This window comes from uncultured Faecalicoccus sp., from assembly GCF_944327125.1.
Taxonomy (GTDB): domain Bacteria; phylum Bacillota_I; class Bacilli_A; order Erysipelotrichales; family Erysipelotrichaceae; genus Faecalicoccus.
Genome location: NZ_CALVGO010000004.1, coordinates 1 through 24,284, shown reverse-complemented (window position 1 = coordinate 24,284; position 24,284 = coordinate 1). Strand labels below are relative to the sequence as shown.

Sequence of the window (24,284 nt, the reverse complement as noted above, 5' to 3'; positions counted from 1 at the left end):
TATATACGTAATAATATCTGGAAAATTGTTATTTGATCGTAAGAATTTTTACTTCATATGGTTCATCCACTCGGGAAACTGTAACCACTTCACCAACCTTACGATCTAAGATGGCTTCCGCCAACGGTGTATTGTTGGAAAGTTTACCGTTCAATGGATCGGCTTCGATCGATCCCACGATAGAGAACGTATTCTGTGTGTGATCGGATAGATCTTCCAAAGTAACGATTGAACCAAGTTTTACAACGGCGTTCTTGCTCTTTTTACGTTTTCCATCCGACTCTTCAATGATTTCCGCATTTTTGATCATTGTTTCCAATTCGCGAATACGAGCTTCCACCTGAGCCTGATGTTCACGTGCGGCATCATAATCAGCGTTTTCTGACAAGTCTCCCTGAGCACGTGCTTCCTGAAGTTCTACAATAACCTGCTGACGAACATTTTGAACCAGATCTTCATGTTCTCTGACCAGTTCGTTATAGCCTTCCTGTGTGACATAAAATTTATCATTTTCCATTTTGATTTCACCCCTTGATTGCATTGTGATTATAGCATACAGTTCATATTTTTCAAACTTTAATTCAGAATCAAACCAAGATCTTCACACACCTTTTGGTGTTCTTCAAATGTCTTGGAGTAATATACTTTACCATCACCATTGATATCGGCGGCAAAAAAGTAATATTCAGTTGAAGCCGGTTCTAAAACTGCTTTGATCGCATCCGCTCCAGGATTCAAAATCGGGCCAACAGGTAGACCGTCATTCAAGTATGTGTTGTATGGAGATTCAATATCCGTTTGCGTCTCACACTGTGTTGGATCATCAAACTGATCGTATAAGGCATAACATACCGTAACACTGGATTCCAAACGCATGCCGTCGTTAAGACGATTGTAGAAAACACTGGCAATCGTTGGCATATCTTCTGTTGAGCCGGACTCAAACTGAACTACACTGGCAAGAGTTACAATCTCATGCACCGAATACTCACTTTGTTCAAACAAAGATTTATTTTCCTGATAGAAACTATCAAACTGATTCAACAAAGTTCTGGTGATTTCGTCAATATCGGCTTCCGGATTTAAAAAATAGGTTTCTGGAAATAAATATCCTTCCAGCTTAACTTTATAGTTCTCGTTATTTAAGGTTTCCGCATTTAAGAAACTGTAATCTTTTGAAAGAGTCTGGATATATTCTGCATCGTTCCACTGACGGATAATATCTTCTGCCGTATATTGCGGATAGATTTCGGCAATATTTTCAGCAACTTCTTTGGCCCATGTTCCTTCAGGGACCGTCAAAGTAACCGATTCATTCACGAGATTGGATTCGTCCGAAATATAAGACAGGACCTCTTTTGTACTCATGGAATCGTTCAGTTCATAGTTACCGGCAAAATAGTTACCTGAATGCGTCAGCTTCGCATATAATTTCGCAACTATAGAGGACCGGATTATTCCTTCTTTTTCCAGGTTGGTTAAAACGGAATCAAAAGTTTCGCCTTCCTTAACTTCAAACAGAATTTCATGATCACCATTTCCGACCGCTTTAAGATTCATTGAAAAATAAACACTGGCAGAAACTCCAACAACTACAACTATCAACAATACAGTCAAAAGAATTTTTTTGAATGGAGACTTTCGTCTTCGTTGTTTAGGCATTTTCTTCATCCTCCGCAAATGTATTGATCACTTCCTCAACCATTTCCCATTCTTCCTCCGTTTCGATTGGCAACAGGTTTCCTTCATCATCATAGCGGGAAGCATAAACCTGATCTGCATCATGATCGGCATCCTGGAAAACAACATATTGTTTATCTTCATGATCAAAGGTAAACAGGATCGTCATTTTTTTCTCCAATCCATTTTCATCTTCTACATATAAACAGTTAGAATCAAGCATAATATTTTCCTTTCATAAAAAATGAGGGTTAAAATCCCCCATTTTGTTTATCTAAATATCCTTGAAGAATTTCGACTGCAGCTAACTGATCCACGACCTTTTTTCTTTTTTTGCGCGAAACATCCGCTTCCAGTAAGACTTTTGTTGCGGCGATCGTAGTCATACGTTCATCCCACAGTACCGTTTCGTATCCTTCTTTTTCCAATTCCTTAGCGAACTGAATCGATATCTGAGCTCTTTCCCCTATATCCCCATTCATATGTTTGGGTAAGCCGATGACAACCTTTTTGATCTCGTTTTCTTGCAGGATCTTTAATACTTCATCAAAACAGATATCATAATCTTCGCTTGGAAATCGGATTGTTTTCAGTGTTCTGGCGACAATTCCGCCACGATCGCTGATTGAAACTCCACAAGTTACACTACCAAGATCTAAGCCAAGAATTCGTGCCATTATTTTTCCAAATATGCGCGAACCAGCTCTTCGATAATTTCATAACGTTCGATGCGCTGAATCAAATTACGTGCATTTTTGTGCGATGAAATATAAGCTGGATCGTTACTGATCAAATAACCGGCAATTTGGTTGACCGAATTGTAACCTCTTTCTTCCAAAGCTTGACTTACATCGCGTAAAACACTTTTGATATTTTCACGACGAATCTCTTCAGTAGTAAAAGTCATAGTTTCTGTAATGTCTTTCATAAGATCACACTCCTTTAAACTACTTTATACTAAGTAATTATACAGAAAAAGAATAGAAAATGAAACACTTTGAGGAACAAAAGCGCATACATTTTAGTAAATAAGTCCCACTTTATTATTGTTTTAAAGTGTTTTTGATCAATTCAATGGCTTCATCCACTTTTGATACATCTTTACCGCCAGCCTGAGCCATATCCGGTTTGCCGCCGCCGTTTCCTGCACAAAGCTGACTTGCCTGTTTTACCAGGTTTCCAGCATGGATACCATCTTCAATAGCATCTTTGCCGGCTCCGGCAACAAATACAGCTTTATCACCATCACAGTTGACAAAGAAACATACGATATCGTCATTTTCCGCTTTCAAATTAGATACGATATCTTTTAGAGCTTTTGCATCCATGTGGGAGACTTTTTTGATCAGCACTCTATGTTTTCCCATCGTTATGGCATCTTTGATCCATTCTCGGGATTTCAGGGCGAAAATTTGATTTTTTAAATTCTCATTTTCTTTCTGGACCTTCTTCAGTTCTTCATAAACGGAACCAATCTTATCATCGATTCCTTTGATGCTTTTTTGTTTTGCGTAATCGGCAATAGACTCCAACGTTTTGTGCTCATGGGCAAATTCCTTAAACGCTTCATATTTTGTTTTGGCCGTGATTCGACGCACATCGGATCCAATGCTTTCTTCACTGATGATCTTGCATAAACCGATCTGCGATGTATTGTCTACATGACAGCCTCCACAGAACTCTTTAGAAACATCACCCATGGTTACTACCCGAACACGGTCTCCATATTTTTCATTAAATAAAGCCGTAGCTCCAGATTTTTTCGCATCCTCAATATCCATGATTTCTTTTGTGACAGCATATCCGTTAGAAATATACTGATTGACCAGATCTTCAACCTGAGACAGTTGTTCTCTGGAAATCTTTTCAAAATGATTGAAATCGAATCGTAGATAACTTTCACAAACATAAGAACCGGCCTGAGAAATATGATCGCCAATAACTTTTTTCAAGGCACTTTGAAGAAGGTGCGTACATGAATGATTGGCTGTAATAGCTGCACGTTTTGTTTCATCGACATGCTGCTCTAGGATCATCCCTTCACATAAGCTTCCTTTTTGAATCTTGATCGATAATAAATGCTGTTTGTTGGGAGCTTTTTGAACATCGATCACATCGGCAAAAAATTCCTGACTATATAAATTTCCGCTGTCCGCGATCTGACCACCGCTTTCGGCATAGAAACACGTTTTGTCCAGAATGATTTCTCCTTCATCATCTAAAGAATCCACGCGTTTTCCTTCTTTGAATAAGGCCAGCACTTTTCCTTGGCATTGCAAATGATCATACCCTACATACTCGCTTTCATCCGTAAATTCCATAAGATCCACATGTTGTGAAGCAAAAGATTCTTTGGTGCTGCGAGCATTGCGGGCTCTTTCTTTCTGGATCTCCATCTGGGCATCAAAATCTGAACGCAAAACTTCCAAGCCGTTTTCCTGTGCAATTTCCTGGGTCAATTCAAATGGGAATCCATATGTATCATACAGTTTGAAAACAACTTCTCCGGACAGTTTTCCATCTTTGGCCTTTTTGATTTCTTCATCGAGCAATGCCTGTCCATTTTTTAACGTCTTCTTGAACGTTTCTTCTTCGGTCTTGATAAGACGCTGGTTAAACTCTACATGCTCTTGTAGATATGGATAAAAATCTTTCATCGCATCGGCAACCACTGGAACCAGTTTGTAAAGGAATGCTTCTTCCAATCCCAGTTTCAAACCATATCGAACCGCACGCCGCAATACTCTTCGTAATACATATCCGCGTCCGCTGTTTGAAAAGTTGGCGCCATCGCTCAAGGCAAAGGTAACGGTTCGAACGTGATCGGCAATTACGCGGTAAGCCATTTTGTATTCACCTTCATAAGGATGTTTTGCGAGCTTTTCTGTTGCGTGAATGATTGGCAAAAACAAATCCGTATCAAAATTGGTTTCGCCATCCTGAATCAAAGCAACAAGGCGTTCCAACCCCATTCCTGTATCGATGTTTTTCTGAGGGAGTTCTTTATAATCTTTACGGTCAATGGCTGGATCGCAATCGTACTGGGAAAAGACAACGTTCCAGACTTCGACATAACGATCGTTTTCCATTTCATCAAAAAACAGTCTTTCACCCAAACCTTCTGGATCATATTTTTCACCACGGTCAAAGAAAATTTCAGAGTCTGGTCCGCCAGGTCCTTTACCGATTTCCCAAAAGTTATCGTATGTTTTTAAAATATGACTTGGATCCACACCGCATTTTTCGGTCCAGATTCGATAAGCGTCTTCATCATCGGTATAGACCGAAACATAAAGACGATCTTTATCGATTCCCATCCACTCCTGGCTGGTTAAAAATTCCCATGCGAATGGAATGGCTTCTTCTTTAAAATAATCTCCAATACTGAAATTCCCCAACATCTCAAAGAAAGTATGATGACGGGCTGTCTTCCCTACATTTTCAATATCGTTGGTACGAATACTTTTTTGAGCGTTGGCGATACGATTGCATTTGGGCTTTTCGGAACCGTCAAAATATTTCTTTAATGCGGCAACTCCTGCATTGATCCATAACAATGTCGGATCATTATTAGGAATCAGACTGGCTCCAGGCTCGATCATATGGCCCTTGCCTTTAAAATAATCCAAAAACATTTGCCGAATTTGATTTCCACTTAACTCTTTCATAACATCCTCCAATAAATAAAAAAAACGTTCCTTCTAGGAACGTAAAATACGCGGTACCATCCTAGTTCGTCTATCATCATAGACGCCCTTAATTTCATCGATAACGCTGATTCGCGGTTCAACTCCAAAGGAGCTTCAAAACTATCCGTTGTAAAGTTTGCACCCACCACTTTATCTCTAAATTTCCAGAAATAGTTTTTACTTATCTTTTTCTTTGTCAAACTATGAAAATTCTAGCATTGTTTGATACATTTTACAAGCAAAGAAATCCCTGCTTCCATCTTTGATGGATCCATGGTCGCAAAGGATAATCGCAATTGATGATCGATGATCTTGTCGATTCCAATGGAAGCACTTTGACACAACTGTTGAAATTTATCTTCATCGATACCGTGAGTATCAATTGTAAAACATAAATAAGCCTCCATCAGTTTAAAATTGGGAATATACCGTAAGAGTATTTCCTTCATAAACTCTTGTTTTTGTGCATACTCTTTTTTCAATTTTCGTAACCGTTTTTCCAAATATCCATTTTCAATATATTTCTCTAAAGCAATTTGTTCAAAACGAGACGCATTGGGAGAAAAGGAATCACGATACAAGTCGTACCAATGTTTCAATTCTTCATTCATGACAACATAACTCAGTCGAATCGATGGAACCAGTAAACGTGAAAAGGATCCAAAGTAAATCACGTTATCTTCGGTGCTGTAAGAAAACAAGGCTTGTCTGGGTTGTGAAACATAGGTCAATTCCCCATTATAGTCATCCTCTAAGATGAGAAATGAACGTTGAATAGAACAATCAATGATCTGATCACGCATCGTACGATCAATGGGTTTCATGTCTTTTCCAAAACAGGCTGTATTGATATACAAAATATCAATAGCGGCCTCTTTTAAATCTTCCAGATAGTGCTCCTTAGATAATAAAACACATTCAAAGCCATACGACTCAAAAACCCGAAGCACCTCTTTGGAGGTCGATTGTTCCAATCCAATCCTTGAGTTGGCATCCAACAAAGAACAAGTCATAAACAAAAGTGTTTGAAAACTGGGACCAATCAGAATATGTTCAGGATTGCTGGAAACACCGCGGTTTCGATAGAGATAATCACATAAAGCATATCGAAGCGAATATTCCCCTTGCGCATCACCATAGGAGGCAATCAGCGATTCGTCGCGGAAAGATTCTTTTAAATATCTTTTCCATAGATCGACATCAAAACTACCGGTGGATACAGAATGGATCCGAAAATCATACATATAGTTACATTCGATTTGTTTATCGATGATCCCATGAGCATTCTTTCTTACTTTGATACTCTCCGGTTTTACATCTACAAAATATCCTTTTCCGGGAACTCCTATGATATATCCATCCGCCAACAATTGATCATAGGCTCTTTCAATCGTTGTTTTGGAATATCCAAATAAGGACTCGCTATGACGAATACTGGGAATCAAAGTTTTATACTTTAAATATCCATTTAAGATATCCGATTTGATTTTGTTGTAAACGATTAAATACTTTTTCATAACTGTACTCTAAAATTTTATCAGAATTGTGTATTTTATAAAAGACAGATTTGTTCTAAACTCTAAAAAAAGGAGTTAGTATGAATCAAAAAACAAGAGAAATCGTTATCACATCGCTATGCATCGCCATGATTTTTATCGCAACCATGTTTATTAAGATTCCCAACGCCTTTCACGGTTATATCAATCTGGGTGACGGCTTTATCTTATTATCCGGATGTCTCTTAAAACCATCCTATGCTTTTCTTGCCGGAGGTTTAGGAAGCGGACTGGCTGATATTGCCGGAGGATATGGATATTACTTCATTTTCACATTGATCATTAAAGGTTTTGAGGGTTGGATCGTTTCTTATGTATCAAAAAAAAGTGAAAGGAAAACAACAAGAATCTTAAGTTACTTTATCGGTTCCATTATCATGATTGCCGGATATTTTATAGCGGATTTCTTGATCAATCAAAGCATATGGATTGGTTTGGCCAGTGTATGGGGCAACCTTTTCCAAGCTGGAATGGGATTGATCATAAGCGTTATCGGATACCCCATCATACGTAAACTATGGCCAATACATCATTAGAATATAAAAAAACCGATCATTGATCGGTCATTTTTTTAATGGTCCCCGAGGCCAGACTCGAACTGGCACGGTATCGCTACCGGTGGATTTTGAGTCCACTGCGTCTACCAATTTCACCACCCGGGGATTGCTTTGATATTATAGCGAAAACCAGAATGGAATGCAACCCTTTTTTTCATTTCCTCAGATTGAATTCATCAGGGAATCTAGTATAATAAATTGTATGAATAAAGAAAAGATACTTGTAGGACTCAGTGGCGGTGTCGATTCCGCCGTTGCTGCCTATTTATTGAAAGAACAAGGCTATGATGTAACTTGCTGTTTTATGCGTAACTGGGATGCTCTAACAAATAACGATATTCAGGGAAATCCTACCATTATGGACGATACCTGCCCCCAGGAACAAGATTACATGGATGCAAAGGCAGTCGCAGAACATCTGGGACTCCCTTTATTGCGAGTTGATTTCATTAAGGAGTATTGGGATTATGTTTTTCAAACTTTTTTGAATGAATACGAAAAAGGACGCACTCCCAATCCCGACATCCTATGCAACAAATATATCAAGTTTGATGCATTCTTTGACTATGCCATGGAGAACGGGTTTGATAAGGTCGCAACCGGTCACTATTGTTCAAATGAAAAAGACAATGACTACACATATTTGACCCGAGCAGCGGATCAGAACAAAGATCAGACATATTTTCTATGCCAAATCAGTGAAAAAGCTCTGGCAAAAACCATATTCCCTTTAGGAAAACTTACAAAACCAGAAGTACGAAAGATTGCTTTGGAACTGGATCTGGAAAGCGTTGCCACAAAAAAGGACAGCACGGGGATCTGTTTTATTGGAGAACGTAATTTCAGACAGTTTTTAAGCAATTATCTTCCTAATAAAGAGGGCGATATCGTAGATATCGATACAGGAAAAACCATAGCCCGTCATATCGGCGTGCTCTATTATACCATTGGACAAAGAAAAGGATTAAATATCGATCATGAAAAAGGTCCCTGGTTTGTGTGCGGAAAAGATGTTAAGAAAAATATTTTATTTGTCTGCCGGCAGGATCATAAAGAATGGTTATATTCCAATAAATGCATTGTCAAAGGGATCAACTGGCTTGTTCCTGACGTCCATGAGATTCCTGAATCCTGTACGTGTAAATTTCGCTATCGACAGCCGGATCAAGATATAAAGATTCTATCGATTGACCACGACACTGCTGTTGTAGCCTACCCGCAAAAAATCGCATCCGTAACGATCGGACAAGAGGCCGTATTCTACCATGGCCATCGCTGTCTGGGAGGCGGCGTCATTGAACAAGTCTTCATCGATGAGGAAGATCTGAATGAAAAGATCTTAAATACTTATAAGGAGAAATGCTGTGGATGACATAGTTCTGCAAGCCAGTCTTGATTTTATCATCTTTGAAAATGCATCGACCCACTATGTTGTGGGTTCTTTTTCTGAGACCGAAAATTATCACACATTCATAGCGGCCGGAAACATGAAAGATCCTTTAGAGGACCAGGAATATGAACTGACGGGGCGATACATAGAACACCCACGTTATGGAACTCAGTTTCAGATTCAATCTGCGCGAAAGATTCTGCCTCGAAAAGAATATTCGATCCTACACTTTTTGACAAGTGACACCTTCCCTACAATTGGTAAAAAAACAGCACAAACCATTTACGATGTATTGGGTGAGGACTGTCTTTTAAAAATCAAGGACGACCCGGATTGTCTTCATACGGTTCCTGGTTTGAATCCGAAAAAAATCGATATTTTAATTCAAGGAATCCAACAATTCGACGGTTTTAATGAAACCTATGTCAAACTCATGGAATATGGATTGGACTTTAAAAAAATCGAACTATTGGAAAAAAACTATGAAGATATATTTGAAGTTCTCAACGAAAATTGTTTTAGACCTTATTATGAGATTTATGGTTTTGGATATCGATCCAGCTTAAAAATCGCTGATGGTCTTAACATGAATCTCCATGACATACGACGCATGGAAGCCTATGTTTATGAATTAGCCCGTCAAATGACGATGCAAAGCGGAAACACCTATATTCATCAAATGAGTCTACAACAAAGAATCCCAAACTGTCCGCCTGATTTATTGAATGAGATACTGCAACGATTAAGTCAGAATGAGAGTCTGCACATCGATGAGGACAGAATCTATTCATTTGGTCTGTACCAGGAAGAAATTGAGATTGCCAAAAGGCTTTCTCATCATACGTTTCGAGTGGAACCAGTTCATGAAAACGAACTTTTAAAAAAAATAAAAGACATTGAATTTGCCAACTGTATCCATTATGATTCACAGCAAATCGAGGCCATCAAAACATTCTTTAAATCCAGTATCTGTATATTGAATGGGGGTCCCGGGACCGGTAAAACGACCACGGTAAAAGCCATTTTGGAATTATTGAAAGCCTTCTATCCGGAAATGAAGATACAGTTATGTGCTCCAACCGGACGAGCCAGCAAGCGATTAAGTCAGCTTGCACTGGCTGATAGTAAGACGATCCATTCGCTCTTGAAATGGAATAAAGACGACAACACGTTTGGAATCAATGAAGAGGAACCACTAGACGTTGATACATTGATCATCGATGAGTTCAGTATGGTTGACACTCACTTGTTTGCCAGTTTATTAAAAGCTTTGCCCGATCATGTCCGCCTGCTCTTGATTGGAGATGAAGACCAGCTGGAAAGTGTGGGTCCCGGAAAAGTATTCCAGGATTTGATCTCAAGCAAGGTTTTCCCTATGATTCATTTAAATAAGATCTTTCGTCAAAAGAATGGATCCGGTATCGTAGCTCTGGCAAGAAGTATTCGTGAAGAATTGCCTTGCCAGTATATTGATGGTGTCGAATTCTTAGAAAGAAACACAGATTCTATACTGGAAACAATCAAAACGATCACAAAGGACAAGGATCCACAGGATTTTCAAATTCTGTGTCCGATGTATAAAGGCGCTGCCGGAATCGATAAGATCAACGAAACAATGCAGGAACAATTAAATCCTTCGAGTGCTTTAAAAAACGAACTAAAAACGGGTACGACGATCTTTCGTGAAGAAGATAAGGTAATGCTCTTAAAAAACCTGCCTGAGGAAGATGTCTATAATGGAGATATAGGTACGATCGTTTCGATCGAGAATCTAAATAAAAAGTCACAATGTATCAGTGTTGATTTTGGAAATCGGATCGTAGATTTTACTATGGATTTCCTTTACTACCTGACTCATGCATACTGCGTGAGTGTACACAAAGCACAAGGCAGTGAATACGACCAGGTTCTTTGCATCGTCGATAGAAATTCTTTGCATATGCTGGAAAAACGATTGTTGTATACGGCCATCTCTAGAGCTAAAAAAGAGCTGTACATTATTGGACAAAAAGATGTATTTGAAAAACAGATTCGTTTAAAAACAAGACATGTACGTGAAACAACATTGAAACAAAGATTGCTCGATTATACAAAAAAAGAAGATAAATAAAATCTTCTTTTTTTATTGATTCTTTTTTGATTTATGAAAGAGATTTACGATCCCTCTTTTTAATACAGTAAAGAAGCCGAGCGACTGAACCATTTTCTCTTCTGGCATATGATTACGAATCGCACGTAGAAGCATTTTATTGTTTCTCCCGGCCGAAAAAGAAAAACTTCCGTCTTTTTTAGTAAAAATCGCAAACCGATTGATATATTTTTTAAAATAGACCGAAGCCGCTAAATAATCGACTTCTTCCCAGGGGATCTGAATGTAATCCTCTACTTTGCGATCATTATAATATTCAAAAGCCTTATCCCCTATCATGATCTTTCCGGTACTGGATAAACCAAGATAAGAAGAACCTTTTACTGTTAACTCAACTTTTGTATTCATTGACTGAACCATAAAATCACCTCTCATAAAGAATAAAGAGCCCAGCCAAAAGCCAGGCTCTCTGTTTGTGTAATCCTCTTTTTACATGAAGTTGCACAGTACACCAATGATACCAACAATGAACAATCCAATGATGATAACGATTGGAGATACGTTTTTCTTTAACAACCAGCAGATGAATAATGTTAAACATACAGCTAACAGACCTGGAGTTAAAGAGTTTAAGTTGTCCTGCAATGTAGTTGATCTTGTATCATACAAAGATTTTCCACCGTCGTACTGAACCAAGATGTCACGCAAAGATTCTCCTGAACCATCGAAAGTGCTGAAATCGATGATGTTTACTTCGTCATTAGCAACCGTAGATACAACTGGTGTTAATGTGATACTTACCCAACGTTGAACCAGGGCACCGATAACGAACATACCTAAGATACTAGCACCTTGTGTGATCTTACCAAGTAAGCCACCAGACAAGTCCTGTGTAATTGATGTACCAACTTTGTATCCAAATTCCTGTGTATACCACATGAAACCATAACGGATCACGTTCCACAATACGAAGAACAGGATTGGTCCCAAGATATTTCCGCTCATTGCGAAAGAAGCACCTAATGCACCTAAAATTGGACGCATTGTAAACCAGAATGCAGGGTCACCGACACCGGCCAAAGGACCCATCATACCAACTTTAACACCCTGAATTGCGACATCATCGATTGGTGCTCCATTAGCACGTTCTTCTTCCATAGCCAGAGTAACACCCATAACTGGTGAAGAAACATAAGGATGTGTGTTATAGAATTCCATATGACGCTTTAAAGCGGCAATCTGATCTTCTTTGTTAGGATAAAGTTTTTTGATAGCAGGAATGATGGAATAACACCAACCACCATTTTGCATACGTTCATAGTTCCAAGATCCTTGAAGGAACTGATGACGCCAACAAACTGCCATACGATCTTTTTTAGATAAAACAATTTTTTCAGCCATTATAATTCCTCCTCTCGATCCTAGTAATCATTCAGGATATCCCCTAATGGATCTCCTGTATTAGAAGCAGAACCAGCTGATCCACCACTTTCTTTCAAAGTTAAGTAAATCAATGCAAGAGCTACACCGATTACACCTAAACCGATCAAAGTCAGTTCCTGGATACAAGCAACTGTGAAACCAAGTGCGAAGAATGGCCAAGTTTCTTTGGTAGCCATCATGTTGATAACCATGGCATAACCTACGGCAGCAACCATACCACCACCAACAGTCATACCATCAGACAACCATGCCGGCATTGCCTGTAATGCAGCCGTTACTACATCACTTGGAACGAAACACAAGATAGCTGCTGGGATTGCAATACGAGCACCCTGCATAGCAATGGCGATATACTGCCAGATTTCGATAGTTTTGAAGCTGCCTTTTTCCGCTCCACCATCCATGATGTGAACGATAGGGATTGCCAAAGTACGGCAGATCATGGTTAAGAACAAACCAGCTACTGACAAAGGAACAGCAACCGCAATGGAAGTAGAAATTACAGATTCAGAAGCTGTTGCTCCATCCAAACCTAATACCATGATAATTGCGGAAGCAACCGACGCCAAAGCGGCATCTGGTGCAACTGCAGCACCAACGTTGGCCCAACCAAGAGCCATCAACTGTAAGTTACCAGCAAGCATGATTCCTTCTGTAAGGTGCCCGCTGACTAAACCGATCAATGTACATGCAACCAGTGGCTGATGGAACTGGAATTCATCCAAAATCCCTTCCATACCAGCTAAGAAGGCTACAATGACAATTAGAAGTACGGTAATAATATTCATATTTAACCTCCAAAATAATCAATTTTACGCTAACTCAGCTTCTGCTTTTTTAAGAATTGAATCCATATCTTCAGGGCTGTCTCCAGGCACTTTACGAACGTCAAACTTAACTCCTAAATTTTCAAGTTCACGCATTGTCTGAATGTCGTCTTTGTCAAATGCCAAAGCTTTTGTAACAGCAACTTTTCCCTGAGAATGAGCCATAGAACCAACGTTCAATGTTTTTACATCCACTCCGCCTTTGATTGCTTTTAAAGCGTCCTGCGGTGTTTCAAATAACAACATTGCCTTAGTCGCTCCAAAACGAGGATCCTTGGCAACCTGGATCATCTTGTTGATCGGAACAACATGGGCTTTTACTCCTGGAGGAGCTGCCTGCATGATCATGTTCTTACGTAAGTCATCGTGAGCAACGTTATCGCTGACAACAATGATACGATCCGGAGAAGTTGTCTTTGTCCATGTAGTAGCAACCTGTCCATGAAGCAGACGAGTGTCGATTCGAGCAAGTACGTACTTGATATGTCCATCACCAAGAACCGTTCCTTCAGGAATCGCACCTTGAGGAGCTGGCGCTGCCTGAGCGGCCTTCTCTTCTTTAGGTTCAAGTTCTTCAGGCTGGATGCGCACACCTTCTTTTGCCGTAGTCGCAATGTGTGCTGCAATTTCGTGAGCAGTGTTCATGCTCATACGAGATGCATAGGCTTCAATCAGCATAGGTAAATTCAATCCAGTAACGATAGCCCAGCTATCATGACCGTCTTTCATTGTGCTGGCCTGATTGAAAGGTGTTCCACCCCAAAGGTCAACCAGAAATAAAACTTCATTCTGGTCTTCGAAAGAAGCTACTGCCTCTTCCATTTTTGCGCGAATGTCTTGAGGGCCTTCACTTGGTTTCAAGATACAAGGTTTTACATTTGCCTGATCTCCAAAGATCATTGATCCTGACTGGAAGATACCTTCTGCAAATTCCCCATGACTCGCAAGGATAATTCCTACCATACTAACCTCCTAACTATTGATCACAATGTGATCATGTCGTAAACCAACAAATAAGAGTTGATCCACAGAAAAACGAATCATTCAATACAGATTTATTATTTTGCGTATTACATCTTATAAGTGGTACAACATTCTCTCTTATTTTATAAAAAATCGATAAGGCTTTCAAGAACTTTTCCCAAAATTTCCCATAATTTATGTTTTAATATCCTTAAATTACACATAATTCAAAGCTCTCATGCTATAATTCTTTTATGAGTTTTATACTGATGAACAAAAACAAAGATTCACTGATCCTTGGAGCGGATACTCAGCTTACTTTTGATAATGGATTTAAGATGACAACACATAAAATTATATTCAACGAGCAGTACAGAATTTGTTTTGCGTTCTGTGGCGATATTGCTTATCGGCGATTGAATGAAAATACATTTCAGTATCTTGAGTCGATATTATATGATGCCATGCATAAATATCGTGAGATGCCCTATTCGGCTTTCTATTACTGGCTAAAACAAAATATTTACAGCTTTTTATATGAAATGCCCACGATACTCAATAAATACATTCAGGTAATGCTCATAACATGGGAAGAAAAAATCCATTTTGATACCTTGTTTGTATCCATGTGGTTACCAAAAAAAGAATTGTGTTATGATCCTATGCTGCATAAAGATTCTTATGCAGCGGGAAACAGTTCTCAAATCTACAATAAAGAAAACGAAAAGGCCGATTATCAAGATCAAAGTACCAAACAATTGTATAAGCGCGTCTTAAAGACACTGCATAATAAAATCAATGACGCGTCTCTTCCTACGATTGGGGGAACCGCAGAATGGATATGCATACAAAAAGACGGCAGTATTTATACCAACATTAAATAAAAAAATCGGCTTAGCCGATTCCTCTGACAACATAAATATGATCGTTATGAAGCTGCACAAATTCAAATACTTTTTGAAACACTAAAATATCATCGGATAAGGTGTCATTTTGTCTTATTTCGACAATCCTATCTTCGTTTATATCCAACAGTTTTTTTTCAAAATCTTCTACAGAATGAATTTGATTTCTTTGAAAAGAAAACTTCTGACAAAGATCATCCAAAGCTTCATCAACATGATGATAGTCATTCAACACAATTGAAATTTTTTCCATATGAGTCCTTTCTAATCCGTTAAACGGAATTAAATAATATTTCCTATTCGTTTGATCCTTCATGAAGAATCGTTTTGTGGAAACATTCAATGACTTTCGTTAGAATTCGACGCAAGTTTTCACAATCTTCCGGACCTAATTCATCCAAAAATTGAGAGAGAGCTTCCATATGCTCATTCCATTTCATCAATAATTTGTCCCTGATTTCATCTGCGATCTGAATGTATACGGTTCTTCGATCTTCCTGGGATCGTACCCTGGTCACCCATCCGTTCTTTTCATATCCGCTGATGATTTGACTGGCTGCTGCCGGTGTTACTCTTAAACTCCGAGCCAGATCCGACATCGTAATCATATGTTTCTCATTGGCTTTAAAAATATAAATAAGAATACTAAGATCCCTTGTTCGAAAACCTTTGATAGGTTCCTTTGTCTGTCGGGCAAATTCCATAAGAGAAAGAAGCGACTGATTGATCAAATCTAAAGTTTCTTGTTTGGACATAGCTGGTTCCTTTCATTAAGTACCTAAATCATTAAGTATATTAATTATATCATTCTTTTAAAGAATATCAAAGAAAAAAGAGAATCGGGTTGATTCTCTTATTTCAATTTATTCAAAACTTCCTGAAGATTTGATTGCGTCAATGCCAGTTTTTCTTTGTAGCCCTCCAGTTTTTCTTTTTCCTGCTCCACTTTAGAAGCTGGTGCTTTGGAAACAAAGTTTGGATTGTCCAACATACCCTGTGCCCTTTTGATTTCAGAATTTAAATGCTCAATTTCCTTTTCCAATCGAGCTTTTTCTTCGTTAAGATCCACCAGATCTCCCATACGGACCCGTAATACCGCTTTGTCCAGAGCTCGGGATAGAATGTCTTCTCCTTCAATGATTTCAAAAGAAACATGACACATTCGATCGATCATATTTTTTGCATCTTCATTTAACGTTAAAGGTTTGCCTTGTTCATCCACCACGGAAATCGCCAGTGTTTCCGATGGTTTCATATTGTATTCCTGCTTGATTTCACGAACTTTTTTGATAATCGACAAAGATAGATCCACTAAATCGTTTTCTTTATCTTGAACAGAAAATGCGACTTTTTGAGCCCATGTTTCTACATTGATACTTGTTTTGTCATGCGGCAATGATAAATAAATCTCTTCGGTCACAAAAGGCATGAATGGATGCAGTAATTTACAAATGTTGATAAGGACTGTGTAAAGAACTGCTTTGGCCGACTCGACGGTCTGAGGATTCTGACTATACAAGCTGGCTTTGCTCAGTTCAATATACCAGCTGCAGAAATCATCCCAGACAAAGTTATACAATTCATTCCCTACCATCGCAAATTCATAACGGTCCATGTTCATCGTTACATGATCAATAACACGGTTCATACGACCCAGAATCCATTTATCGATCCATGTCAACTGATTCAAATCTAAAGAAGGTTTAGTATCCTGAATCTGCATTTTAACAAAACGAGCGGCATTCCATATCTTATTGATGAAATTCCAGGAAGCATCCATCTTTTTGTCATCAAAGCGCAAATCCAATCCCGGTGTCGAATTGGTCGTCAGGAAGAAACGGAGGGCATCGGCCCCTTTATCCTGGATCACATCCATTGGGTCAATTCCATTTCCCAGTGATTTTGACATTTTTCTTCCTTGAGAGTCTCTGACCAGCCCATGGATCAAAACATCCTTGAATGGACGGTTGTGCATACAGTAGCGCGTTTGGAAAGCCATACGGGCAACCCAGAAGAATATAATGTCATATCCTGTAACCAGGCAATCATTTGGGAAATAGCGTTGAAGATCTTCTGTCTTTTCGGGCCATCCCAAAGTAGAAAACGGCCACAAAGCACTGGAGAACCATGTATCCAAAACATCTTCATCTTGGGTCCAGTTTTCAATATCTTCAGGATCTTCCATCCCTACATAGATTTCTCCTGTCGTATTGTTGGTCCAGGCTGGAATTCTATGTCCCCACCAAAGCTGACGGGAAATACACCAGTCTTCAATATTCTCCAACCACTGCTCAAAAGTTTTTTCAAAACGAGAAGGAACAAAAGAGATTTTCTGATCTTCGATTTTCTGATTATCCAACACTTCCTGAGCCAACGGTTTCATTTTGACAAACCATTGTTTACTTAAATACGGTTCTACAATAACTCCCGTTCTTTGAGAATGTCCCACTGGATGAACATGGTCTTCAATGTGATCCACGATTCCATTCTTTTCAAAATCTTTGACCAAAGCTTCACGACATTCAAAACGATCCATACCCGCATACTTATGTGCCATTTCATTCATGGTTCCATCAGGATTCATGCAAATCGGCATAGGAAGATCATACTTTTTTGCCAACATAAAGTCGTTTGGATCGTGAGCTGGCGTACATTTCATGACCGCTGTTCCAAAGTCCATGTCAATATAATCATCTGCCATGATAGGAAGTTCTTCCCCATTGGCGGGGTTGATGGCATGCATGCCCACAATATCTTTATAGCGCTGGTCATCAGGATGAACAAAAATAGCCTGATCGGCAAACATCGTTTCCGGACGCGTTGTGGCAATCACAAGTTCCTTCCCGGTTTCCACAACTTTATACTTAAAATAATACATATGGCCCGGAATTTCCTTATGCTCAACCTCAATATTGGATAGAGCCGTTTTTGCCTCAGGATCCCAGTTAATGATTCTCTCGCCCTGATAGATCAATCCTTCATTATAAAGATCTACAAAGACTTTACGGACCGCTTTAGAAAGTCCCTCATCCAGAGTAAAGCGTTCTCGTGAGTAATCTAAAGATAAACCCAATTTTGCCCATTGTTGACGAATGGTGGAAGCATATTCTTCTTTCCATTCCCAGGCACGATCCAAAAATTTTTCGCGGCCGATATCATATCGGGATATTCCTTCTTCTTTTAAACGAGCATCCACCTTGGCCTGGGTAGCGATTCCGGCATGATCCATTCCTGCAACCCATAAAACATCATATCCTTGAAGTCTTTTATAACGGCAGATGATGTCCTGTAACGTTGTATCCCATGCATGACCTAAATGAAGTTTTCCTGTTACATTAGGCGGAGGAATCACAATACAATATGGCTTTTTCGTCATATCTCCGGCCGTAAAATAACCTTTTGAGATCCAATCTGTATACTTGTTTTCCTCAACTTTTAAATGATCATATTTGGGTGCCATTTCTTTTCCCATTCTCATATCCTCCTTCATAAAAAAAACGCATCCCATTAGGACGCGTTTAACGTGGTACCACCTAAATTCGTATGAAAACATACCTCATTACACATAACGCTGTGCCGGCGTGATCTTCTACTCAATTCAAAGTCCTGCTCCTAGACTACCTTCATTTCCGTTCCAGACTCTTTTTCACCAGCCAAGAGCTCTCTAAACTTTTCCGAAAACTACTCCTTCTATTCTACGCATTTATGTTTATAGTTTAGGGGAAAGCAATTTAAATTTCAAGTGTTAAATCAAGATCTGGTAAAAACAAGTCACAAAAAGTAAAAAAGCGCTGGAAGCAATCACTGCATCTAGAGACAGTTCAAATGTACCTAAAAAGCAAATAATTCCAACCAGTAAAAAAGTAAAAGAAAAAATTTCCAAACGAATCTTTTTACTGGAAGCTATAAACATGGAGATAACATAAAAGATCAAACTGAGCGCAACGCATAAATAACCTGAAACATATAACATAGTCTTACCTCTTATATTCATCATACAGAGTATTTGTTTCAGGTGTTTCAAAGGTTTGTTAAAAGAAGGTAAAAGAAAAGCCCGCAAAATGCGGGCAATATTCTTATTGTTCTACTTTAGATTTTACGTAGTCCAATACTTGATCTGCAGTTTCTTTATTCAAACATTCCTGAGCAAGATCTTTCATTTCTTCATAGCTCAAAGATTTTACAACTTTACGAGCTTTCAAGATCTGAGTAGCACTCATTGAGAATTCATCCAATCCCAAACCTAATAAAATTGGAACAGCGTTCGGTTCACCGGCCATGGCACCGCACATACCAGCCCATTTTCCTTGAGAATGAGCTCCTTTGATCGTATTAGCGATCAAGCGAAGCACACTTGGGTTAAACGGCTGATACAGGTAAGATACATGTTCAGACATACGGTCAGCCGCCATTGAATACTGAATCAAGTCGTTGGTTCCGATTGAGAAGAAATCTGCATACTTAGCGAATTGATCGGCTAATACAGCAGCTGCTGGAATTTCAACCATCATACCTACTTCGATGTTATCGGCAACGGCAATACCTTCGTTGATCAATTCTTGTTTAACATCTTCATAGATTGCCTTGGCATCACAGAATTCTTTGACCGTTGCGATCATTGGGAACATGATACAAAGTTTACCATAGACAGAAGCACGGCATAATGCACGAAGCTGTGTACGGAAGATATCGGTTTCTTTCAAGCACAGACGAATTGCACGATATCCCAAGAATGGATTCATTTCCTGCGGGAATTCATAATAGGATAAATGTTTGTCCCCTCCAATATCAAGGGTACGAACTACAACACGTTTACCTTGCATTCCTTCAAGCACTTGTTTATAAGCTTCAAACTGTTCATCTTCCGTTGGGAAATGATCGGAATCCATATAAAGGAATTCTGTACGGAAAAGACCTACACCTTCTCCCCCGTTTTTCAATACACCTTCAACATCTTTGAATCCACCGATGTTTCCAGCCAATTCAACTTCATGTCCATCCTTAGTCACTGATTTTTCAGTTACAAGAACTTTTAATTCTTCTTTTTCTTTTGCGTAAGCTTCAGCCTTTGCCTGGAAAGCTTTCACTGTTTCTTCATCTGGATTGACAACGACCACTCCGTCCAAAGCATCCAGTGCCAAAACATCGCCTGTTTTAACAGCATCAAGAACGCCAGGGCATCCTACAACAGCAGGAATTTCCAATGAGTTGGCCATGATGGCTGAATGTGAGGTCTTTCCACCGATTTCGGTCGCAAAACCTTTTACATACTCGTTAAGCTGAGCCGTATCACTTGGTGTCAAATCATGAGCAACGATAATTGAATCTTCATCAATGCTTGTAAGATCTGGGATCGTTAATCCCAGAAGGTTACATTTCAAACGGAACGTAACATCTTTTACATCGGCGGCTCTTTCACGGAAATAGTCATTATCCATGCTTTCAAACATTTCAACCATTTGATTGGCAACAACATCCGTAGCGTATTCAGCATTTACAGAATCATTTTCAATCATGGCTTTGATCTGTCCTGCTAATTCAGGGTCACCTGCCATCATCAAATGTGCATCAAAGACAGCCAGTTCTTCTTCGCTTAAACGTTTAGCCGCTCTTTCTTTTACACCTTCAATATCCTTTTTTGTTTTTTCCAGGGCTGCATCAAATTTTTGAACTTCTTCCTGTGCATTTCCCTGCTTCTTCTCAATCACAACATTTGGTGTTTCCAGTTTGTACACTTTCGCAACGGATACACCAGCACTTGCCGCAATACCTTTTAACATGATTCAATCCTCCTATAATTCTAAGCATCCCTGCTTATATTCTCGAACAAATTTTATCACTTTTGATGATAATTTACAATTTTTATAAGCGGTTTCAATCCATAGAAACAAAATCACTTTCTTTTATACATTGTGTGATATAAGGAACATCTTTTTCATTGCTCAATGTACAATGAAAGTATAAAACTTCTTCCATTTTTTTCAAAATAGCTTCGGTGAAGATCAATCCCTCTTCATTGAAAGTTTTTAACCATAAGGACTTCCCCTGATAGTTAACGGGTTCTATGGATTCCAGTTCTTCTCCATAAGAAAGGATCGATGGATCTTTCGATGCCTGAATCAAATAATCCCATTCATGTTCCTGTGTTCTTGGCGACATCAAACACAAAGACTGCGTGCTTGGATCATAGCCTCTTTCACAGGCTCCCAAAGCTACCACTTTGACATTTTCAAATAAATGATAAACTTCCTGTAAACGATACTGAAATACTTCCTGTTCCATTTCTTTGGCATCTTTCAATCGATCTTGGCGATCCAGTATCGAGATATATTCCTTGTAGATCTTAACAGGAAGAGTCAACTTTGGATCTTTTTCATGCGCGATTTCTAAATAATCACAAATCGTATTAGCCATTTTGATAGTGTGATCATTCATTAAGATATAAGGTCCATATCCTTCCTTGGCTAATAGAGTCAACGCTGCATTTTTATAATAAAATCCATCCATGTCCCATTGGTTCCACACATAAAACTGATCCATCAATTCGTGCGGTTCTAAATCAATAAATTCTTTTTTATCAATATACCCAATCGGTGTGGCAATTTGATTTTCTTTTTCCATCGGTAAAAAATAGGTAGAATCGTATAAGTAGTTTTTATAAAAAACGGGTTCTCTTCGTACAAGGTTCCCTCGAAGATATTCAAGTTCATCTTCGTAAAGATGGTGAAGACGATGAAAGTTTCCATCTTTATCAAATTCAAGATCATCAATTAACTCAAACTCGCCGTCCAATTCCTCCTGAACATCCATAAAGATATCCACACAAAAGGCATGAAATCCTGCACCGGCATGGCGAGTATTCGCCGTTAAAATAACATCTCGATCTTCTTCATAAACAAGGATCTTCCCCTGCGGACAGACATCCATTTCAACCACATCTTTTCGTTCTTCAATTTGAACATTTTCGCGGTGCGCAATGGCACCTAAAACTTGATATAGTTCATCTTTTTCTTTCTGATTTCTATCTTTGCAGATCAATTGTACGTACATGGAATATCACTCCTATTCAAACAATATAATTATATCAATGCCGTCAAGAAATGTGATATAATGTGAAGCATGAATCAATGTGCAAAGAATTGGAAAGACTATGAAGTCTTAGATACTGGAAACAAAGAAAAACTAGAGCGATGGAATTCCATCATTCTCAGAAGACCTGATCCTGTTTGTGTCTGGCCAATCGATGACTCGAATCCCGATTGGAACAAGGCAGATGCAATCTATCATCGTTCAAAAAGCGGCGGCGGTCATTGGCAGGCGATCAAACCCATTAAAGAATTTTGGACGATTGGTTACAAGGGGTTGCGGTTCAAGATCTCTCCCACCGGTTTTAAACACACTGGTTTATTTCCGGAACAAGCGGCCAATTGGGACTTTATGATGGATACCATCCAAAACACCTCCCTTCCGGAATTTCGTGTTTTGAATTTGTTTGCCTATACCGGAGGAGCCACCATGGCTTGTGCAAAAGCCGGTGCTACCGAAGTCGTCCATGTTGATGCCAGCAAAGGTATGGTTCAATGGGCAAAAGAGAATATGCAACTATCTCATTTAGAAAATCATAAAATCCGCTTTATTGTGGATGATGTAGTGAAATTCGTAAAAAGAGAACAAAGACGCGGTCGTACTTATCATGCCATTATCTTAGACCCGCCCAGCTATGGTCGCGGTCCTAAACAAGAGCTCTGGAAACTGGAAGATCAAATCTATGAGCTTTTGTTGGAATGCCAGAAATTGCTCGATAAGGATGCACAATTTTTGATTATCAATTGTTATACCACCGGGTTTACGATGTCCGCTTTGCATGAAATCTTAAAACGAACGATACAAAATAAAAATGGCGGACAGATCGAATGTGGAGAAAATCTTCTCCCTGTCAGCCATAATCAAGGCGTTCTTCCTTGCGGAATCTTTGGACGTTGGACTAGCGACTAAAAACATAGTCGCTTTTTTCTTTGATCGAATAGGTTGAAAAATAGAGTTCCTCCATCGGAATCCATTCCTTTAAAAAACGATTTATCAAAGATGGTGATCTCTTTTCTAAGCGAGCTTTTTGTAAGTCCTGCGAGATATCCAAATAAATCTTTAATGCATTCAGCTCTTCAAAAGCAGGATGATGACTATAACACCCTTCAATAATCAGAAAGGGTGTATATTCAAGATGTATTGGCTTTCGATATGTCTGTGTATGGCAATCAAAAGGACGAAGAAAAAGATCTTCCTTTTTTAGAAACGGTACAACTACTTCGCTATAAAAACGTTCGTGATCAATATTACCCCCTGGTGTACGTAAACGCTCTTTCGTTTTTAAAGAAGAGGGTAAAAAATAATCATCCATATGAATACAAGGGCATTCAAAAAAAGAAGATAGATAGCGAGCAGCCGTTGTTTTACCACTAGCACAAGGTCCGTCGATCATAACGATCTTTTGTTTTGAAAAAGCATTCAGACAAGCCTTAAATAACGAAAAATGATCCACATACTCTTTTCTAATCACTCTGTAATGGGGAGAATAATTCTCTTTAAAGATCTGACTGTGACTCACCGGCCCCCGATCGAAGAAGCCATATTTGGCCAGCGCCTGATCAAAGGCTCTGTGAGTATGTCTTGTCTTTGCGCTTTCTATCAATAGTTCGTTCCATAAGAGAAGGTCTTCTTCTTTCATTTCAATCAGAGGCATTCGTATATAGCCGTTGCCAATCTCCTGCATAGGAAAGGCCACAGCTTCTTTCCATTCTTTGATCAGACGATCATACGACTCTTCTTCATTAGTAACCATGTGACCATTGCCTAAACAAGATTGATAGATGAGCTTATAGAGATCCTGTCTGGTTCCTAAAGGATGTAATTCTTTTTCGTGATGAATTGCCTGTTCTAAATCCATAAAATAAATATAGTTCAAATTGGTTGAGATTTCCATAAAAAAAGACTTTCTGATTTGATAACAAACCAGAAAATCTCTAAAATCAACTATTCGACATCGAACACAGAAAGTACAACACCATCGTATGTGTCATTGATAAAATCAACCGTTTTTTGTGTTTCTAGAACATCTAACAAGTCCTTGATTTTCTGTGAATCTTTATCTTCTTTTCGAACAGCTATCACATTTGCGAACTCATCAG

24 protein-coding genes, 1 tRNA gene and 2 other annotated features are annotated in these 24,284 nt (G+C 38.9%); of the genes, 5 read left to right on the top strand and 20 right to left on the bottom strand.

Annotated elements, in window-relative coordinates:
- Window positions 1-28 precede the first annotated feature (28 nt).
- From greA to Q0K03_RS01115, 7 genes are all read right to left on the bottom strand, one after another.
- Window positions 29-517 carry a transcription elongation factor GreA gene (greA, locus tag Q0K03_RS01145; RefSeq protein ID WP_297236857.1) on the bottom strand — a complete coding sequence of 163 codons (489 nt, stop codon included), beginning with the start codon at window positions 515-517 and terminating at the stop codon, window positions 29-31.
- A gap of 59 nt (window positions 518-576) precedes the next feature.
- Window positions 577-1,662, bottom strand: coding sequence for an endolytic transglycosylase MltG (gene mltG / locus Q0K03_RS01140; RefSeq protein ID WP_297236855.1), 1,086 nt, complete (start codon window positions 1,660-1,662; stop codon window positions 577-579).
- Window positions 1,655-1,903: a DUF1292 domain-containing protein gene (locus tag Q0K03_RS01135; RefSeq protein ID WP_297236853.1), complete on the bottom strand. Its 249-nt coding sequence runs from the start codon at window positions 1,901-1,903 to the stop codon at window positions 1,655-1,657. The genes mltG and Q0K03_RS01135 overlap by 8 nt, the downstream gene beginning before the upstream one ends.
- A gap of 28 nt (window positions 1,904-1,931) precedes the next feature.
- Window positions 1,932-2,357 (bottom strand): Holliday junction resolvase RuvX, encoded by a 426-nt coding sequence (gene ruvX, locus Q0K03_RS01130; protein WP_297236851.1) that lies wholly within the window; start codon window positions 2,355-2,357, stop codon window positions 1,932-1,934.
- Window positions 2,357-2,608 (bottom strand): IreB family regulatory phosphoprotein, encoded by a 252-nt coding sequence (locus Q0K03_RS01125; RefSeq protein WP_297236849.1) that lies wholly within the window; start codon window positions 2,606-2,608, stop codon window positions 2,357-2,359. Before Q0K03_RS01125 ends, ruvX begins: the two co-directional genes overlap by 1 nt.
- 115 nt (window positions 2,609-2,723) lie before the next feature.
- The gene (gene alaS / locus Q0K03_RS01120) at window positions 2,724-5,348 is read right to left on the bottom strand and encodes an alanine--tRNA ligase (protein WP_297236846.1); all 2,625 of its coding nucleotides are present in this window, start codon (window positions 5,346-5,348) and stop codon (window positions 2,724-2,726) included.
- A 32-nt stretch (window positions 5,349-5,380) separates the two neighbouring features.
- Window positions 5,381-5,572: a binding site (T-box leader), on the bottom strand.
- Between the two features lie 9 nt (window positions 5,573-5,581).
- A complete protein-coding gene (locus Q0K03_RS01115) occupies window positions 5,582-6,886 on the bottom strand; it encodes a PLP-dependent aminotransferase family protein (protein WP_297236844.1) in 1,305 nt (434 codons plus the stop codon).
- A gap of 80 nt (window positions 6,887-6,966) precedes the next feature.
- Between Q0K03_RS01115 and Q0K03_RS01110 the strand changes: the two genes are divergently transcribed.
- Window positions 6,967-7,461 (top strand): ECF transporter S component, encoded by a 495-nt coding sequence (locus Q0K03_RS01110; RefSeq protein ID WP_297236842.1) that lies wholly within the window; start codon window positions 6,967-6,969, stop codon window positions 7,459-7,461.
- Window positions 7,462-7,500: 39 nt separating this feature from the next.
- Here the strand turns inward: Q0K03_RS01110 and Q0K03_RS01105 are convergent.
- Window positions 7,501-7,587, bottom strand: a tRNA-Leu gene (locus Q0K03_RS01105).
- A 97-nt stretch (window positions 7,588-7,684) separates the two neighbouring features.
- On the opposite strand from Q0K03_RS01105, the gene mnmA reads away from it, so the two are divergent.
- Both mnmA and Q0K03_RS01095 read left to right on the top strand, forming a co-directional pair.
- Window positions 7,685-8,854, top strand: a complete 1,170-nt coding sequence (gene mnmA / locus Q0K03_RS01100) for a tRNA 2-thiouridine(34) synthase MnmA (RefSeq protein ID WP_297236840.1) — start codon at window positions 7,685-7,687, stop codon at window positions 8,852-8,854.
- A complete protein-coding gene (locus Q0K03_RS01095; protein WP_297236838.1) occupies window positions 8,847-10,982 on the top strand; it encodes an ATP-dependent RecD-like DNA helicase in 2,136 nt (711 codons plus the stop codon). The genes mnmA and Q0K03_RS01095 overlap by 8 nt, the downstream gene beginning before the upstream one ends.
- A gap of 12 nt (window positions 10,983-10,994) precedes the next feature.
- Here the strand turns inward: Q0K03_RS01095 and Q0K03_RS01090 are convergent, their stop codons facing one another.
- The 4 genes from Q0K03_RS01090 to Q0K03_RS01075 form a co-directional block, all read right to left on the bottom strand.
- The gene (locus Q0K03_RS01090; protein WP_297236836.1) at window positions 10,995-11,381 is read right to left on the bottom strand and encodes a DUF956 family protein; all 387 of its coding nucleotides are present in this window, start codon (window positions 11,379-11,381) and stop codon (window positions 10,995-10,997) included.
- 69 nt (window positions 11,382-11,450) lie between these two features.
- Window positions 11,451-12,362: a PTS system mannose/fructose/sorbose family transporter subunit IID gene (locus Q0K03_RS01085; RefSeq protein WP_297236834.1), complete on the bottom strand. Its 912-nt coding sequence runs from the start codon at window positions 12,360-12,362 to the stop codon at window positions 11,451-11,453.
- Between the two features lie 20 nt (window positions 12,363-12,382).
- On the bottom strand, window positions 12,383-13,192 hold the full coding sequence (locus Q0K03_RS01080; RefSeq protein WP_297236832.1) for a PTS mannose/fructose/sorbose transporter subunit IIC: 810 nt from the start codon (window positions 13,190-13,192) through the stop codon (window positions 12,383-12,385).
- Window positions 13,193-13,216: 24 nt separating this feature from the next.
- Window positions 13,217-14,194, bottom strand: coding sequence for a mannose/fructose/sorbose PTS transporter subunit IIB (locus Q0K03_RS01075; protein ID WP_297236830.1), 978 nt, complete (start codon window positions 14,192-14,194; stop codon window positions 13,217-13,219).
- 254 nt (window positions 14,195-14,448) lie between these two features.
- On the opposite strand from Q0K03_RS01075, the gene Q0K03_RS01070 reads away from it, so the two are divergent.
- Entirely contained in the window at window positions 14,449-15,078 is a 630-nt protein-coding gene (locus Q0K03_RS01070; RefSeq protein WP_297236828.1) for a hypothetical protein, read from the top strand.
- 10 nt (window positions 15,079-15,088) lie between these two features.
- On the opposite strand, the gene Q0K03_RS01065 is transcribed toward Q0K03_RS01070, so the two are convergent.
- The 6 genes from Q0K03_RS01065 to Q0K03_RS01040 all read right to left on the bottom strand — a co-directional run bounded on the left by Q0K03_RS01065 (window position 15,089) and on the right by Q0K03_RS01040 (window position 22,149).
- Entirely contained in the window at window positions 15,089-15,352 is a 264-nt protein-coding gene (locus Q0K03_RS01065; protein ID WP_297236826.1) for a hypothetical protein, read from the bottom strand.
- 43 nt (window positions 15,353-15,395) lie between these two features.
- Entirely contained in the window at window positions 15,396-15,854 is a 459-nt protein-coding gene (locus tag Q0K03_RS01060) for a MarR family transcriptional regulator (protein WP_297236824.1), read from the bottom strand.
- 98 nt (window positions 15,855-15,952) lie between these two features.
- Window positions 15,953-18,571, bottom strand: coding sequence for a valine--tRNA ligase (locus Q0K03_RS01055; protein ID WP_297236912.1), 2,619 nt, complete (start codon window positions 18,569-18,571; stop codon window positions 15,953-15,955).
- Window positions 18,572-18,604: 33 nt separating this feature from the next.
- Window positions 18,605-18,806: a binding site (T-box leader), on the bottom strand.
- Between the two features lie 38 nt (window positions 18,807-18,844).
- Window positions 18,845-19,072 carry a hypothetical protein gene (locus tag Q0K03_RS01050; RefSeq protein WP_297236822.1) on the bottom strand — a complete coding sequence of 76 codons (228 nt, stop codon included), beginning with the start codon at window positions 19,070-19,072 and terminating at the stop codon, window positions 18,845-18,847.
- Between the two features lie 103 nt (window positions 19,073-19,175).
- Complete coding sequence (ptsP, locus tag Q0K03_RS01045) at window positions 19,176-20,879, bottom strand: phosphoenolpyruvate--protein phosphotransferase (RefSeq protein ID WP_297236820.1); 1,704 nt, start codon at window positions 20,877-20,879, stop codon at window positions 19,176-19,178.
- A 94-nt stretch (window positions 20,880-20,973) separates the two neighbouring features.
- Window positions 20,974-22,149: a hypothetical protein gene (locus tag Q0K03_RS01040; protein ID WP_297236818.1), complete on the bottom strand. Its 1,176-nt coding sequence runs from the start codon at window positions 22,147-22,149 to the stop codon at window positions 20,974-20,976.
- A 69-nt stretch (window positions 22,150-22,218) separates the two neighbouring features.
- Here Q0K03_RS01040 and Q0K03_RS01035 point away from each other — a divergent pair, with 69 nt between their 5' ends.
- A complete protein-coding gene (locus Q0K03_RS01035; protein ID WP_297236816.1) occupies window positions 22,219-23,094 on the top strand; it encodes a class I SAM-dependent methyltransferase in 876 nt (291 codons plus the stop codon).
- On the opposite strand, the gene Q0K03_RS01030 is transcribed toward Q0K03_RS01035, so the two are convergent.
- Both Q0K03_RS01030 and Q0K03_RS01025 read right to left on the bottom strand, forming a co-directional pair.
- A complete protein-coding gene (locus Q0K03_RS01030) occupies window positions 23,084-24,043 on the bottom strand; it encodes a hypothetical protein (protein ID WP_297236814.1) in 960 nt (319 codons plus the stop codon). The two genes, Q0K03_RS01035 and Q0K03_RS01030, sit on opposite strands and share 11 nt — an antisense overlap.
- A gap of 86 nt (window positions 24,044-24,129) precedes the next feature.
- Complete coding sequence (locus Q0K03_RS01025; protein ID WP_297236910.1) at window positions 24,130-24,267, bottom strand: MetQ/NlpA family ABC transporter substrate-binding protein; 138 nt, start codon at window positions 24,265-24,267, stop codon at window positions 24,130-24,132.
- Window positions 24,268-24,284: the final 17 nt, after the last annotated feature.

Excerpts from the sequence above, each read along its gene's own strand:
- greA (WP_297236857.1), bottom strand. The coding sequence starts at position 517 with ATGGAAAATGATAAATTTTATGTCACACAGGAAGGCTATAACGAACTG.
- mltG (WP_297236855.1), bottom strand. The coding sequence starts at position 1,662 with ATGCCTAAACAACGAAGACGAAAGTCTCCATTCAAAAAAATTCTTTTG.
- Q0K03_RS01135 (WP_297236853.1), bottom strand. The coding sequence starts at position 1,903 with ATGCTTGATTCTAACTGTTTATATGTAGAAGATGAAAATGGATTGGAG.
- ruvX (WP_297236851.1), bottom strand. The coding sequence starts at position 2,357 with ATGGCACGAATTCTTGGCTTAGATCTTGGTAGTGTAACTTGTGGAGTT.
- Q0K03_RS01125 (WP_297236849.1), bottom strand. The coding sequence starts at position 2,608 with ATGAAAGACATTACAGAAACTATGACTTTTACTACTGAAGAGATTCGT.
- alaS (WP_297236846.1), bottom strand. The coding sequence starts at position 5,348 with ATGAAAGAGTTAAGTGGAAATCAAATTCGGCAAATGTTTTTGGATTAT.
- Q0K03_RS01115 (WP_297236844.1), bottom strand. The coding sequence starts at position 6,886 with ATGAAAAAGTATTTAATCGTTTACAACAAAATCAAATCGGATATCTTA.
- Q0K03_RS01110 (WP_297236842.1), top strand. The coding sequence starts at position 6,967 with ATGAATCAAAAAACAAGAGAAATCGTTATCACATCGCTATGCATCGCC.
- mnmA (WP_297236840.1), top strand. The coding sequence starts at position 7,685 with ATGAATAAAGAAAAGATACTTGTAGGACTCAGTGGCGGTGTCGATTCC.
- Q0K03_RS01090 (WP_297236836.1), bottom strand. The coding sequence starts at position 11,381 with ATGGTTCAGTCAATGAATACAAAAGTTGAGTTAACAGTAAAAGGTTCT.
- Q0K03_RS01085 (WP_297236834.1), bottom strand. The coding sequence starts at position 12,362 with ATGGCTGAAAAAATTGTTTTATCTAAAAAAGATCGTATGGCAGTTTGT.
- Q0K03_RS01080 (WP_297236832.1), bottom strand. The coding sequence starts at position 13,192 with ATGAATATTATTACCGTACTTCTAATTGTCATTGTAGCCTTCTTAGCT.
- Q0K03_RS01075 (WP_297236830.1), bottom strand. The coding sequence starts at position 14,194 with ATGGTAGGAATTATCCTTGCGAGTCATGGGGAATTTGCAGAAGGTATC.
- Q0K03_RS01070 (WP_297236828.1), top strand. The coding sequence starts at position 14,449 with ATGAGTTTTATACTGATGAACAAAAACAAAGATTCACTGATCCTTGGA.
- Q0K03_RS01065 (WP_297236826.1), bottom strand. The coding sequence starts at position 15,352 with ATGGAAAAAATTTCAATTGTGTTGAATGACTATCATCATGTTGATGAA.
- Q0K03_RS01060 (WP_297236824.1), bottom strand. The coding sequence starts at position 15,854 with ATGTCCAAACAAGAAACTTTAGATTTGATCAATCAGTCGCTTCTTTCT.
- Q0K03_RS01055 (WP_297236912.1), bottom strand. The coding sequence starts at position 18,571 with ATGGGAAAAGAAATGGCACCCAAATATGATCATTTAAAAGTTGAGGAA.
- Q0K03_RS01050 (WP_297236822.1), bottom strand. The coding sequence starts at position 19,072 with ATGTTATATGTTTCAGGTTATTTATGCGTTGCGCTCAGTTTGATCTTT.
- ptsP (WP_297236820.1), bottom strand. The coding sequence starts at position 20,879 with ATGTTAAAAGGTATTGCGGCAAGTGCTGGTGTATCCGTTGCGAAAGTG.
- Q0K03_RS01040 (WP_297236818.1), bottom strand. The coding sequence starts at position 22,149 with ATGTACGTACAATTGATCTGCAAAGATAGAAATCAGAAAGAAAAAGAT.
- Q0K03_RS01035 (WP_297236816.1), top strand. The coding sequence starts at position 22,219 with ATGAATCAATGTGCAAAGAATTGGAAAGACTATGAAGTCTTAGATACT.
- Q0K03_RS01030 (WP_297236814.1), bottom strand. The coding sequence starts at position 24,043 with ATGGATTTAGAACAGGCAATTCATCACGAAAAAGAATTACATCCTTTA.